General features: G+C 27.3%; 13 protein-coding genes. 1 reads left to right on the top strand and 12 read right to left on the bottom strand.

Annotation, left to right across the window (positions count from 1 at the left end; translation table 11 throughout):
- Positions 1–9 precede the first annotated feature (9 nt).
- The 6 genes from ACRC28_RS17130 to ACRC28_RS17105 form a co-directional block, all read right to left on the bottom strand.
- A complete protein-coding gene (locus tag ACRC28_RS17130) occupies positions 10–1,530 on the bottom strand; it encodes a sodium-dependent transporter (RefSeq protein ID WP_438544663.1) in 1,521 nt (506 codons plus the stop codon).
- 369 nt (positions 1,531–1,899) lie between these two features.
- Positions 1,900–2,676, bottom strand: coding sequence for a MerR family transcriptional regulator (locus ACRC28_RS17125; protein WP_438544662.1), 777 nt, complete (start codon positions 2,674–2,676; stop codon positions 1,900–1,902).
- Positions 2,677–2,787: 111 nt separating this feature from the next.
- The gene (locus ACRC28_RS17120) at positions 2,788–3,114 is read right to left on the bottom strand and encodes a hypothetical protein (protein ID WP_438544661.1); all 327 of its coding nucleotides are present in this window, start codon (positions 3,112–3,114) and stop codon (positions 2,788–2,790) included.
- Positions 3,115–3,584: 470 nt separating this feature from the next.
- Complete coding sequence (locus tag ACRC28_RS17115) at positions 3,585–3,932, bottom strand: hypothetical protein (RefSeq protein WP_438544660.1); 348 nt, start codon at positions 3,930–3,932, stop codon at positions 3,585–3,587.
- A 335-nt stretch (positions 3,933–4,267) separates the two neighbouring features.
- A complete protein-coding gene (locus tag ACRC28_RS17110) occupies positions 4,268–5,029 on the bottom strand; it encodes a pseudouridine synthase (protein ID WP_438544659.1) in 762 nt (253 codons plus the stop codon).
- 30 nt (positions 5,030–5,059) lie between these two features.
- On the bottom strand, positions 5,060–5,932 hold the full coding sequence (locus tag ACRC28_RS17105) for an alpha-amylase family glycosyl hydrolase (protein WP_438544696.1): 873 nt from the start codon (positions 5,930–5,932) through the stop codon (positions 5,060–5,062).
- 337 nt (positions 5,933–6,269) lie between these two features.
- On the opposite strand from ACRC28_RS17105, the gene ACRC28_RS17100 reads away from it, so the two are divergent.
- A complete protein-coding gene (locus ACRC28_RS17100) occupies positions 6,270–6,938 on the top strand; it encodes an MIP/aquaporin family protein (RefSeq protein WP_438544658.1) in 669 nt (222 codons plus the stop codon).
- A 190-nt stretch (positions 6,939–7,128) separates the two neighbouring features.
- Here ACRC28_RS17100 and ACRC28_RS17095 read toward each other — a convergent pair whose 3' ends face one another.
- The 6 genes from ACRC28_RS17095 to ACRC28_RS17070 form a co-directional block, all read right to left on the bottom strand.
- Positions 7,129–7,323: a CooT family nickel-binding protein gene (locus ACRC28_RS17095; RefSeq protein ID WP_438544657.1), complete on the bottom strand. Its 195-nt coding sequence runs from the start codon at positions 7,321–7,323 to the stop codon at positions 7,129–7,131.
- Complete coding sequence (locus tag ACRC28_RS17090; protein WP_438544656.1) at positions 7,316–7,738, bottom strand: DUF3842 family protein; 423 nt, start codon at positions 7,736–7,738, stop codon at positions 7,316–7,318. Before ACRC28_RS17090 ends, ACRC28_RS17095 begins: the two co-directional genes overlap by 8 nt.
- A 425-nt stretch (positions 7,739–8,163) precedes the next feature.
- Positions 8,164–8,892 (bottom strand): hypothetical protein, encoded by a 729-nt coding sequence (locus ACRC28_RS17085; protein ID WP_438544655.1) that lies wholly within the window; start codon positions 8,890–8,892, stop codon positions 8,164–8,166.
- Entirely contained in the window at positions 8,892–10,772 is a 1,881-nt protein-coding gene (locus ACRC28_RS17080) for a hypothetical protein (protein ID WP_438544654.1), read from the bottom strand. Before ACRC28_RS17080 ends, ACRC28_RS17085 begins: the two co-directional genes overlap by 1 nt.
- On the bottom strand, positions 10,773–13,409 hold the full coding sequence (locus tag ACRC28_RS17075) for a hypothetical protein (RefSeq protein WP_438544653.1): 2,637 nt from the start codon (positions 13,407–13,409) through the stop codon (positions 10,773–10,775). It lies immediately after the preceding gene.
- Positions 13,402–14,652: hypothetical protein (locus tag ACRC28_RS17070; RefSeq protein WP_438544652.1), on the bottom strand; the 1,251-nt coding region annotated here is incomplete at its 5' end. The genes ACRC28_RS17070 and ACRC28_RS17075, both read right to left, overlap by 8 nt.

Below are 14,652 nucleotides of genomic sequence, written 5' to 3'. Positions count from 1 at the left end.
TCACCCTCTTTATTTTTCTTCTATCTGAATCTCTTCATTTTCATCATAATCTTCTATCTTTGTATTTTTCCAAGGCTTTTTAGCTAGGATTAAGGCTATTATTATTCCTGCTCCTATTACTGACCAACCATAGGCAAAGATATTTGATAAATCATATCCACCATAAGGTGAATTTATTTCTGTAAGAATGTTTTGAACTGTCATATATATTAATATTGCTGGTGTAACAAATTTTATCGTTACATCCCACCAGCTTCCAATCTTTATATAAGATATGCTATTTGCATGTTCTCTTAATCCCTTAGGTTTAATTATCCATCCAATTAAGATTACTTCTAACAATCCTACCATAACTATTCCATAATTATTTATAAATGCATCTACAATATCTAAAATGTATAACCCTGCATTAGTTGCAAATAAACTACTCATAAATGCCCCTGTTAAACACATAACTGTAACAACTCTTTTTCTGCTCCAACCAAACTTTTCTTTAAATGGTGCAGACACAGCCTCTGTTAGAGAAACTGATGATGTAATTCCTGCAAAGATTAAGCATAGGAAGAATAATGGCCCTAAGAATCCTCCTATTGGTCCCATAGTGTGGAAGATTTGTGGAAATGCTACAAAGGCAAGTCCTACTCCACTTGAAACAACTTCTGAAACTCCAACACCTTGTGCTGTTGCCATGTATCCTAAAATTCCAAATACAGCTAAAGCTGATAAAAATTCAAATCCACAGTTTGCAAAAGCTGTTACAAATGCACTATTATTTATATCTGTTTTTCTTGGCAGATAACTTGAATATGTCATCATAATTCCAATTGCAATACTTAAAGAATAGAAAACTTGTCCATATGCTGCAATCCATACTTTAGGTTCAAAAACCATATCCCAATCTGGTGTTAATAATGTATTTAAACCAGCTGCTGCTCCATCTAAAGTAACTGCTCTTATTGCAATTATTATCATTATTATTACTAATGTTGGTAAAAGAATTTTATTTATCTTTTCAATTCCTTTTTTAACTCCCTTAAAGCAAACAACCCAGTTTATAAGCCAAATTGCCCCAACACCTAATAAAATATAAGGTACTACTCCACCAATCTCAAAGGGTGAACTACTTAACTGTAAAAATTCATTATGGAAAAATCCATTAGCATCACTGCCCCATCCATCCTTAAAGCTAAGTACAAAGTAATTCATAGCCCAACTTATAATAACTGAATAATATGCAACTATAAATGCAGATGTAATAGTTGGCCACCATCCCATCCACTCCCACTTCTTCTTTGCTCTAGCTACTGCAAGTGGTGTTGTTCCTCTATATTTATGTCCCATAGAATACTCTAAAATAAGTAATGGTATTCCAGCTGTAAAAATTGCAAAGAAATATGGTATTAAAAACGCTCCCCCTCCATTTTCATATGCAACATAAGGAAACCTCCAAATGTTTCCAAGACCTACTGCCGAACCAACTGCTGCTAAAATAAAACCAACCTTTGAGCCCCACTCTTCTCTATTTTCCATACTAACGCCCCCTTTTGTATGTGTTTAATAATAAAACTTCTATTTTTTTATTACTTTTCTTTATTATTCCTTTTTTCTTTGATAATATAATTAACATTTTATTATATTTTTACTTATTTGTCATTTATTTCCTTTATAGTGTACATATGTGTATTTTTGTTTTTATGTAAACATTTTCCAAACAAAAAAAAAGCTACTTCCTCTTACTAAAGCAGTAGCTAATTAATTTTTATTCAATATTTTTTAATCTCTCCTAATCTCTATCTCTTCTACACTCTTTTCCTCTTTCTCAATTTTGCAATAAATACTGCACCCTATTAAGGCTATAACTCCTGTTACATATGCAAATTCTATTGAGATGTTTTTTTTTTATTTAATTTTCAAAATTTCACAAAGATATGTTGCATTCTTTTTATTTGGAATAAGATATTTAAATCTAACAAAAGCCTCTACGCTTCTTTCCATACCTGATATTTCTCCTATTATTCCCTCTATCTCCTCTTCTGTTCCACACCATTCTGTAGTTAAATATCCATTTTCTCTAGTCTCTATAACATACTCTAAAACACTCTTCTTTAAAAACTTTTCTAACTCTTTTTTATACTTTATATATAATATCCCTTCTTCATATATAGGCTTTCCATTTATATTACTATAATGAATATAATAGGCATCAATTAGTCCTGAATCATCAAAAACATATCTAAAATCCCTTTCCTTTTCTTCTCCTGATATATTCTTTATATCCACACCAATAAAGGTTATCTTTTCATCAAACTCCTCTATAACAAGCTTCTCCTCAAAGCTTGATATAGAATTTAACATCTCCTCATTTTCCTTCAATCTTTTCTTTATTCCTTTAAGCTCCCTCATCTTCTCATCAATTATCTTCTTCTGCTTCTTCATAAGCTTTCTATACTCTTCTACATCCTCACTATCTAAAACCCTCTTTATCTCCTTTACAGAAATATCAAGCCTTCTAGCCTCTATCACCAAAGACAATCTATCCAAATCATCAATCGTATAATATCTATATCCATTCTCACTATCCACCTCAGGAACCACAATCCCCTCCTTGTGATAATACCTTAAAGTATCCATACTCACATTATACAACTTGCTCGCTTGTCCAATAGTTAACCTCATCTCCATCCACTCCCTTTCCTTTTAAACCAAAAGTGGACAACAATAATTGCCCACTTTTTTATGTGTATTACTAATTGTCAAAAATCTATTGTAAAGATTCTACAATAATATCTAATCAGCTACTATCTCTTCAACCTCTTCTACACTTATCTCACATTCCTTAGCTATTTCGTCTATGCTTTTTCCACTATTCAAAAGTTTAAATATCTTTTTTGTTAATTTTATTCCTTCTTCCTTACCTTCTTCTTTTAATTCTTTTAACATAAATGCATTATTTGCCACCATACTTAAAACCTCCTTATTCTTATGTTCTAGCATCTCTGTTGCTGTTTTTGCTAGTCTTTCTTCTGTTGTATTTTTTATCCAATGCTTTATTGCTTTTAATTCTTCTTCACTTAATCCATCAAAAAATAATGCTATATCTTTTATTCTATTCATGAATTCCATTGCAGTTATCTTTTGATCTAATAAAAATATTGCTGATGTAACATTCTTATGCTCTAATAATTCTTCTTTTGTAAAACCATTATTTACATCAAATATATCATATGTGAAGTTTAAAACGCCACTATGAAATTTTCTTTATTATTTATAATTTTGCTTATATTATACCAGTTTTCCTGTCTTTTAAATCTCTTCTCACTTATTCTATTTGTTCTTCCACTCACCACTTACCTCTCCATCTCCGATCCTTCCTTTTAAACCAAAAGTGGACAACAATAATTGCCCACTTTTCCCTAGATATTGCTACTACTTATTTAAACTCTTACTACTTATAAAGTGTTAATCTCTACGCACCTCAATGCACTTCGATATATCCAACTACAATTTTTATATCTTTGAGTTTTTACCTTTAAATATATTTTCTAACTATACTTTCACTTAAATTTAATTATAAGATAATAATTTTATAAATCTATTCTTATAATTTCTGTTTCAAATTCATCCATATAAGTATTTCCCTCTTTAATAGAGAATTTAAATTCTATGTTCTCAACTTCTTCTATATCATTTTCTTCTAATTCATGATACATTAATATAATTTTATCATTAGCTTTTTTTCCTGCTTCTATATTTGAATTAAAAATTCCATTTATCATAAAATCATTTACTGATAAATCCTCTACATTTACTAAAATTTTTCTATCTGTCTTATTTTCTATAAGAACCTTCACCCCTAGTCCAAGAAATTCTTCCTCTTTTATACCTTTAAATATCACCTTAATCCCATTTCCCTCATATATGACATTATTCATTTAATACTCTCCTTTTATTCCATTTTATTTATATATTACTTAATAATAGTATATCTTAATCAAAATGCCTATACAATCTTCTTATTATATCTAATAGAGCTTATACCATACTTTATTATAATAACAATTAAATTATTGCCCATTACTTATTATCTATTAACTTAACTCACAAAATCGCTTGCGATTCCCCCTAATTTTTAACTTTTAATTCTTAATTAATCCCTTTACCTCTTAACTCCTCACCCTCTCCTACGATAAAATTTGTCGCCAGACAAATTTTGAGTTCCCTTCACAAGAATCGCTTGCGATTTCCCCCAATTCTAAATTTTTAATTTTTAATTATAAATTAACCCACGCTCTTCTTCACTAAGCTCTCTATAACTTCCAAGTTCTAAACTCTCGTCTAATCTTAAGTTTCCTATCTTCACTCTTTTTAAGTAAACTACATATCCACCTATTGCTCTTATCATTCTTTTTACTTGATGTTTTTTTCCTTCTGTTATTGTAAGTTCTCCTAGGAAAACTTCTTCTTCTTCATAAACATCTGCATTTATTTCTTTTTTAAATTCTTTGTATTTTCCTTTTTTTAAAAGCTTGAATTCTGCCTTTTCTGTTATTTTTTCTTCTTTTTGTCCTATGGATACGCCTTCTTCTAATAGCTTTATTTTTTCTTCATCTATTTTTCCTAATGCTAGCAATAAGTAGGTCTTTTTTATTTCTTTGTTTGGGTGCATTATTTTATGTTCAAATTCTCCATCGTTTGTGAATAGAAGGAGTCCTTCTGTATCTTTGTCTAATCTTCCTACATGGAAAAGCCCCTTTTTTTCTTCTTCTTTGAAAATCTTAAATACTGTCTCTTCTTTATCATCACTTTTTGCTGTTATATATCCCTTAGGTTTATTTAACATATAATATTTGTTTTCCTCTTTTTCTATTCTTTTTCCTTTGTATAATATGATATCTTTTTCTTCATCTATTTCTATTGCTGGGATATCTATTATTTTCTCATTTACCGTTACTTCCCCAGCCTGTATGTATTCTCTAGCCTCTTTTCTTTTTCCTATTCCAGCCATTGCTAGAAATTTATCTAATCGCATATTTTTTCTCCTTAAAAAATCTATAAGGCTTTACCCCCATAGATTTACTTTACTTTTATTATATAATTTTTGAATTTTCTTTTCATTAATTTCTCTCATCTTTTCACTTTTCCAAGTGTCATTGAAAGGTCTTGCATAGAATAATGTGTTTTCATATTTTTTAGTTAATTCAAAATATCTGTCTAGTATTTCTTCATCCTTTAATTCCTTTGTATACCCAAATTCTAAGTAACTATCATGACTTTCTATAAAGTGTATTATCTTATTATTTTCAATTTCATTATTTTCTGTTAATACATAACCATATTTACTGTATTCATTTATCAGTTCCTCATTTGAAAATATTACTTCTATATAATTGAATAAATCTGCCTTGTCTAAGTTATCAAAAACTCTTATGAAAAAATCACTTCCTTCTTTAGGTAATGCTATATGTTTTCCTGCATCTATTCTAAAGCCATCTGCACCTAAAGAAATTAACTCATTTAAAAATTTTATTATAATATCTTGTAATTCATAATTATCTAATCTTAAGGACGGTAGTCCAATGGAGTTGTTTATTACTTCACTTCTGTCTTCCCAGTTTCTTACTACTTCCCTATCTTTAAAGAAGTATTCATTTTCTTGAATAACCTTATTTACTTTTTCATGTGGCTCTATTTCTCCTGTATTTTTTCCTGCTACATGATTTAAAACAACATCTATAATTATTTTTATTCCAAGCTCTTTTCCTTTATTAAATAATTCTTTAAGCTCCTCATAACCATAATAATAATTTCCTACCTTAAAATCTGTTGGTTGATATAAAAGATACCAAGGAACCTGTCCTTCTTCTTTTAAGGGTTGAAGAGGTCCTATCTGAATTCCATCAAAGCCTTGTTTTTTTACTTCATCTAAATTTATATCTTTTATATTATAGTTAAATAAATGTAATATCCTAATTTAAAATCACTCCTAAATCTTACTCTATCTAGGAGCATCTCCACATTTCACAAAATTAATACCTTTTATCTAAATTCTTCATTTTTTGTTAAACATCTTTTTATCTTAATATTTTGTTTTTGCATTATATTGAGATAATTCATCTTATTTTTGCACAAAATATAATCACTATCACATTTTTTCTCTTATTTAATTGCCTATTAAACATTTCTCATTTTTTAACAAGTTGTTATTATATAAATCTTTCTATATAATACTTTAAGTAATTTTAATTTAATATGAATGGAGTTTTTTACAAATGAAAAAATTAATCGCAGAATTTATTGGTACTTTTGTACTTGTTCTTATTGGAACTGGGACAGCTGTACTTGGTGGAGGAATTAAAGGAATTGGAATTCTTGGAATCGCTACTGCCTTTGGTGTAGCTATAATGGCAATGGTTTATACAATTGGAAGTATTTCTGGTTGTCACATAAATCCAGCTGTTTCAATTGCTATGTTTATTAATAAAAGATTAAAGGGAAAAGATTTAATTGGATATATTATTGCTCAAGTTTTAGGTGCAATATTTGCCTCATTTATCTTAATGTTATTCCTTAAATCAGATAAGATGCCTCTTACTAACTTTGGTCAAGATGGTGTTAACAACCTAACTATTGGTGGTGCTTTGTTAGTTGAAATAGTCTTAACTTTTATTTTTGTTTTAGTTATTATGTCTGTTACAGGTAAAAAAGGTAATCCACAATTTGCTGGAGTTGCTATTGGTATAGCATTACTTGCAGTGCATTTAGTTGGTATTCCTTTAACAGGAACTTCAGTTAACCCTGCAAGAAGTATTGGACCTGCATTATTTGCTGGTGGAGCAGCTTTATCTCAATTATGGATATTTATAGTTGCACCTATTATTGGTGGAATTATAGCTGCACTTGTAGCTAAATACGTTCTTGGAAGTGAAGAAGAAGCTTAAAAATGCTCTTACTTAAAGTATGGGTATAAAAAAATAAGTATACAACAAAAGGGCATTTTCGGATGCCCTTTTCTAATATACTAATTATTCTATTTCTCCAAGATAAGAAAGAACCAATTTAATTCTACTTGGGTTATTTTATATCTAAAAAACTGTATTTCATCTTTTAAAATACAGTAAGTAAATTTCTTTAATTTATTTTTTCTATAATTATTTTATGTGATACAAGTTCCATCTCTTTTATTGTAGCTTTTATCATTTTTCTTTGGCTATATATATTTTCCATTACTATCCCTTTTTCACTTGGGATTAATCTATCTACACGCTCTAAAAATAGTTCTTCTTTTCCTTCTTTATCTCTTAAATATACATTTGCTTCACACATAATTTTCTCCTCCACTCGCTTTAACTATTTCAATAACATTACGAATGTAATGTGGCAGTGGTTTATTTTCCATTCCTGCAACTATCACATTATATCTATTCAAAGGTATTAAAACCTTTTTTGCATTCGTTTCTGATATAGCCTTTGCCATATTAGGTGTTAGCTCCCCTAAGAATGCATTTGCACATATTATTCCTATGGGACCTATTATCATATCAACCTTATCTATATTATAAATTATTGCATTTTCTCCAGATGCACCTTCATTAGCTCCTGCACGAAGCATTACTCCAGTTGCATTTGAATTTGTTCCTAATGCAAGAATTTCTATTTTCTCTTCAAATTCATTTCTTAATTTTTCTACTATAGCCTTTCCAATTCCTCCACCTTGACCATCAACAACTGCTATCCTCATATTTAAAACTCTCCTAATTATAATAATGTATGTAGAAGAAACTCCCTTTCTCTTCTACATACATTCTGCAAGCTTGCTCTTTCTTTATTTATCCCTATTTATTTCTTCAATATATAAATTCTAATCTTATTTTAAAGGCTTCTATTATAAAGTTCCCAGGCTTTATAAGCCTTCCTTATTTAATATCCGTCATGGGTATCTTTTAGATTCTTCATGAATCCATTTATATAAATATATTCTCTCCCTCTTTTTTTATTACATTTATTTTTCTATTTTGGTTTAATTTACATTATTTATTTTTGCATATTAATCTTTAATCTGCACATAATATAATCTTCTTCTTTTTCAATTTCAGAATTGAAAGAAATTAATATTTTCAACGTTAATCCTTCAATTCTGAAATTTCATTTTTTTATTTTTCAGAATTAAAGCCCTTCATAACCTTTTTTCGGTATTGATTTTTTCTTTTTTTCATTTAAATCAACCACATTATTTAAAATTTCATTCATTCTTATTTCATCTTTTTTCGCCTTATTAATAATGTCATTTATACGCTTTTCGCTATTAAAAGTATTTGCTAATTCTCCAAAAGCGAAAGCATCTTCTTCTTTTGTTAATCTAAACATATCATTTAATGAATTATTTGGTGATTGACTTTCAAAAACAAAATTCGTATAACTTTCTAAAGATAATTCATAACTTTCTTTTAAAGTATTATATTTTTTTTCAATTACCTTATAGTTATTTTGAGCTATTTCTTTTTCTTCAACTAAACTATTTATTATTTTTCTTAGTTTTATAAATAATTTATCGGGATATTTATGGTATCTATCTATAAGAGCCATTACATCTAAAACATCTGAACTAAATTCCTCACCAAGAAATTTTTGTCCCTTTTCATTACGAAGTTTAATCTGTGCCTTTCCGTAATTATCATCACCTTTATAAGTTCCAGCCCAAAAGTCCTTTGAATATAAAGTAAATGGCTTTCTTAAGTAATTTAAATACTCATTACTGTTTGATAACCTCTCATTATACTTTTGAACTCCCGATTGTGAAACTTTACTTTTAATTCCTTTTAAAATTTCTTTTTCATATAAATCTAAAATTTCATTTACTTCTTTTTCATCATATTTAGTTCGTTCCTTAGCCATTAATTATTATCCTCTCTTTCACTTATATTTTTAAGGATTCTTGAAACTTCTTCTTGTGGTAATATTTCATCTATTTCAGTTAATAATCTATAATCTTCACTATATCTGTCAAGCAACTCATATGTAAGATGTGTTATAGCCTTTGAATTAGATTTTAACCTTAATGAAGTGCTTTTTATTAACTTATTTATTTCCATATCTAATTCAAGTGTGTCAGTTGAATAATCTAACCCTATTCTTTCTAATAAACCTCTCATAAATTCAATATCTTCTGTTAATTTATTTTCTCTTTTATTTAATTCTTTCTGCTTTATTTTAGATAATTTTTTATAATTATCTTCCGTTGGTTCACACCACCATTTAGAACATTTTTCACAATTATTACTATCCTCACAAGGGTCTTCTACTGAATTATAATATCCTGTACATAATCCTATTTCTATATCGTCTTCCCCAAAAACTGTACCGAAACAATGTTCAATTGAAATAGGACATTTCTTCGGCATTTGCTCGAACAATTCTTGTAAACTTCTACTATCATTTGTTTTAAACGTTATAGACTGTCGCACCAAACTTAAAGTTTGTAATCCAACATAAACACTTGGAGTATCTGTGTAATGATTTGAAGACATTAAACTTTGGTGTCCGCCCATTATTGCTATCTCAATAGGAGAATATCCTTGTAATTTTAAATTAGTAAAAGCTATGTGTCTTGTATCGCCACACTTTAATTTTTCTAATTCTCTACTTTCATTATACATTTTCTGTACAATATTTTTATAAAAATTTTTAATTAATTCATTCATAATTGCTGACGTAAATTCTTTGTATCTACGTACTCCATGCTTACACATACTTTTATAAGCTAAGTAAGATATTAACGTAGTAGATTCGCCATATTCGTTAGTTTTTTCTATATATTGATTTATCAATTCATACGTTTCCTTATTTATTGTAAGTTCTTTTAATATAGGTAATGTTTTTCTCTGATTTGCCTTTTTCTTAACTCTATCAATCCTTAAATAATAAATTCCATCCTTTTCAAAAACTGCATTTCTTGGAATTTTCCTTGCAAATTCACTCGGTCTAATAGGAATAATACTCGTTATTTTCCACCATAAAACGACTGGCATATATTGTAATTTAATTTTCTCATTAATGCTCTCATCATTTAAAAATTTATCTATATAACAGCTAAATATAACTATATCCATTGCATTAGGCAATTCTCTTGTTTTCCCAACTTTAAGTCCTTTAGCATATGGAATCATTCTATTTATATATTTAATTGCAATCTTATTTTCTTCCGTTGTAAAATATTGAATACTAAAATTTAAAAACTCTAATATTTTTTTAAATTTATCTTTTTTATAACTATCACTTCCATTTATCTGTTGATAATACCTATCTATTTTATCTCCATTAATATTATCTAAAAAATTCTCTTTGAGAAAATTCGTTTCTTTCAAAAACTTCATTATAGCTTTAAATTTTTGTACTATGTTCCCACTTTTAGCTCCACCCAACTCACCGTCTTCACATCTATTTAAAATCTCACCTAATAAGAATAATTTAACTATATCTACATATCTTTTTTGTGAACTTATTAAACTATATTTTTTAGATATTAGTTCATTAAAGTCAATACAATTATAACTTTGATATAATTCATTTTTTAATAGCCAACAATTATCTTCATACTTCCCATTAGACTTCTTATTTTTATACCATCTATTATTTAGTTCTTCTTTATGTAATATTTCTAAAGAATATACTTCCTTTAGAATATCTTCTTTATCATTTTTAATATCTTGAAGTATTAACGATAACTCTTCATTTTCTGTTATACCACTTCTTTTTTCTCTAACTGCTTCTTTCATTTATAATTCTCCTTGTAGTAATTCTTTAGGATTCTCAATCATATTAAATAGTTCTATAAACTCTTCTCTCTTGATTCCAAGATGATTATATACATATTCACTACCAAATTGCCTTATTGCAGACATAAGCAGTTGTACTTTTTTGTGAATATTACTTGATAGTTTCACTTTTTTACCTAAAAATTTAGTCTTACTATATTCTACAAGTTCTTTTTTTAACTCTTTGCAACAAGATTCCAATATATATATATTTGGAATCGAATATTTACAACCAATACACTTATTTTCATTATTATCAAAAGGATATTTACAACCTTGTTGTGAGTAAAGACATTGTATTCCTATCTTCTCTGAAGGCATAAGTTCACAATAAATTGAATTTAGATATTCTCTTGCTTTCTCAAATTTATATTGCATTATTTCATTTTCACTAATATTTATTCCTTTGGGGATTACCATTTCATTTATTTCATCAATAACAGTTTTTTCTGTATTCCCAAAATAATTTAACATTCCCGTAAGTGCTTCTACTTTTGAATAATCACCAAAGAATTTATTAACTAATTGTATTTCTTTAGTTCTTTCGATAGATTTTTCAGGCTTATTTTTAGAAACTATATCTATAAATGTATCTACAACAACACCAAATTCTTTTCTTCTGAACAATTCTCCACTTAAAAAACTTATCTGTTCTTCTGAAAATTTTATATATTGAATTGTACTCATACTTTCTATATGTTCTCTTAATTTTTTAGATAATCCAAATGAAATGTAATCACTAATATTCATTGCTTTGGACATAGAATACATAAAAGTTAAAACACTTCTATTCATCTTCCTTGAGCCAAACGTAAAACCTTTAGATTCGAGTCCAACTAAAGGTAATTTAAGCATACTCGCAGTAGGCCTATTATATTTAGTATTAAACTTTAATAAATCACCTTCAACACCTCCATCTAAAATACTTTCAAATTCCCAATAACAAGACATCATCATAATAGACGTAGCAATACTTTCTTTTAAATTGTCAGAACAAATGAATTCTGTTTCAACACCCGTTTTTTGTACTAAAAAAGAATGTTTATAAATTCTATCTATAACTCTAACATATTGATTTGTGGTTAATTTATTTTTTCTAAACCACTCGATATTAGAAATCCCAAAGTCATAAAGCAAGTCCTTAAAGTTAATTCGTGGAAATCGTGAAACATCTCCATTTCTCCAAGCTAAATTAAGATGAAGCAATTCATATATCCAAGTAGAAAGATAGATATATTCCTTATCTATGTCTTTTGATTTTTTATTTTCTTTATCTTTTTGTTTAAAAAATCTATCAATATGTAAATCTATTTTAATTAAATGATTATATACCTTGATATATTCCTCATAGTTATAAATATCATCATCACTAAAAGTTTTTTTCGATGATGACCTTGCATTACCATTTACAAACCTTGTCCCTATAAAAGTCCTATTTCTTTTATCTCCTAAATCTTTTTTAAGTGCTAAATATCTCACAAAATCAAATAATAACTTACTATCTCTTTGAGTTTTTGCTGTTTTTATGAAAAAATTAATTTCCGTACTTGAAAATTCAAATAATTCTTTACCATTTAAAAAACTTTCTAATTTTATACTCACAACTAAACTGTCTTTAATACAATCTTCTCTATATATTTTTGATTTATTATCTTTATCCAAATAATTTTTCAGAAAATTTAACCATTCTGAATATGTTCGCCTTATATCCTTTAAATTATGTACCTCTGTTAACTCTTCAAAGTTTGAAATAAACGTTTCATAGTCTGTCTTCCCACTAATAGTTTTCATATTTTTATTAACTTTTCTTTTTAGTATTTTTCCCGCATCATTTAAGCTTTCATTTATACTGTTTTCTATATCAATTCTATTGTATAAATTCATTGATGAAAATAAATATGTACCCTCAACACTTTTTATATTTTTTAATAACCTCTCTACTTCATCTTCCCGTAGTTTATAATTTTCAATTATTAATTTTCTATTTAAAAGCGATTTTCCAATTTCTTTTTTCATATCAACAAAATATTGAATGTCTTCTTTATTGTAATATGTACAGCTTTTTTTCGAATAATTGATTAATTCTGCTAAGTTCAATTTTCTTATTCTTTCATCTTTTTGAAATTTTCTTCTTTTTCCTATCTCCCGAAATCCTAACATATCTATGGCTTCTTCTTGTGTGATGTATTTTTTTTCATCTATTTTCTTATAGAATTCTAATAGTAAATCACTTTCTTTTTTCTTATAAGCCTGTTTCTTTTTGAAACTTGCATATATGGTTGGTACTTGAACTTCTATATATTTTTTTAAATTTAAGTTTCTTATTTCTTTTATTTCTGCACCACAGTAATATTCTCCCCAAAATTCATCATATCTTTTTTTAAAATTTTTAATATATTCTTTTTCAAAAAAATATCTTGATTCATATTCATTCAACTTAATAATTTCTTGATTTTCAAGTTCACATACTTTCAGTATATATTTCAAATTGTAACCGCTTTTTTTCAAGCCTATTTCTATTAAAGCTTCTTCTATCGAAAAATATTTATCTTTATTTTTATCTATAAAATTTATATCCACTTCTTTATATTTATTCATTATAATTAAATTTCTCCATTTTTTCATTTATTAAAATTACATCTTTTCCAATTTGATTGAATACTTTATATATTAATCCTATTTTTAAAAACTCATCTATATAAGCCTTTGAACTATTTTCATTACTATCTCCTCTAAGATTCTTTAATTCGTGTGGTGTTTTAGCCAACTGATATGTTAGGCATAAATTAGTAAAAATACCTCGTCCAATGTGTGAACCCCACTTCATTTCTAATTGCCTTAGATACTCTTTATAGACCTTTTCTTTTAAAATATTAAGGTATATCCTCTTTATCTTAGTCCATTGCTTAGAAAATTCTTTACCACTCATAGGGTTACCATTTTTATCAACAAATAGAGCAGGGGTTGTCTTTTTATTCTTTTTTAATATTGTTGCCCTTTCTTCTAAATGTATTTCGTAATATTCATAAAGTTTAGTATTAAAATTAAATACCATTTGCTTTCGAGCCTTTTTTACTTGGCAGAATGTCAAATCTACTTTCATTTCTTTAAACAGCTCGTCCGCTCTATATTCAATATTTAAATTCAAAATGCTTGTATCTTTGTATACTGCTCTTTTTTCTTCTACATCATTAGTAATGAGATTAACTACCTCACCTTGCCTTAATCCTCCAAACATTTGCAAAGCAATTCCAAATACTATATTAGGTGCTTTTTTTTCTGCTATTCGTAAAAATAATTGCCAATATTCGCTTTCCATATTAATCAATTTTTTGGATTTAACATTAACTTTTTTAGGATAAGGAACAATATAAGGATATGCTTTAAAAGGATTTATACGCCTTACTTCTTTATATTTTTTCCCTTTTACTTCATAGGCTTCTTTTTCAATAACTACGTCCTCGTTTAATAATTCAAGTTGTATTAAAAAATCATATATCTGTAATAATCTATTCTCATATTGCTTTATTGTTTTATAATTTAGTTTTTTTACTTCTATACAATAGATTAAAAACTGTTGAATATGATAAAAGTTAAGTCCATATATTCCTTGTTCTTTTAATTTTGTATACTCATAATCGTCTTCTTTTGAAACTTTATCAGAAGTAAAATTTAAAAAAGTCACAAATGTTGTAGCATAATTTTTAGTTATTGTAATTGATTTATTCCTCCAAATTTCAAATAATTTATTATAAGCACTTGGAATTGAAATCAATAACTCCCCATTAGAAGATATTATATTTTCATATATCACAATTCTTTTTGTTTTTATAGTAATTTC

This window comes from Clostridium sp. (assembly GCF_051650885.1).
Taxonomy (GTDB): Bacteria; Bacillota; Clostridia; order Clostridiales; family Clostridiaceae; genus Clostridium.
The sequence above is the reverse complement of the archived record's forward strand: the minus strand, read 5'-3'. Positions and strand labels throughout refer to the sequence as shown.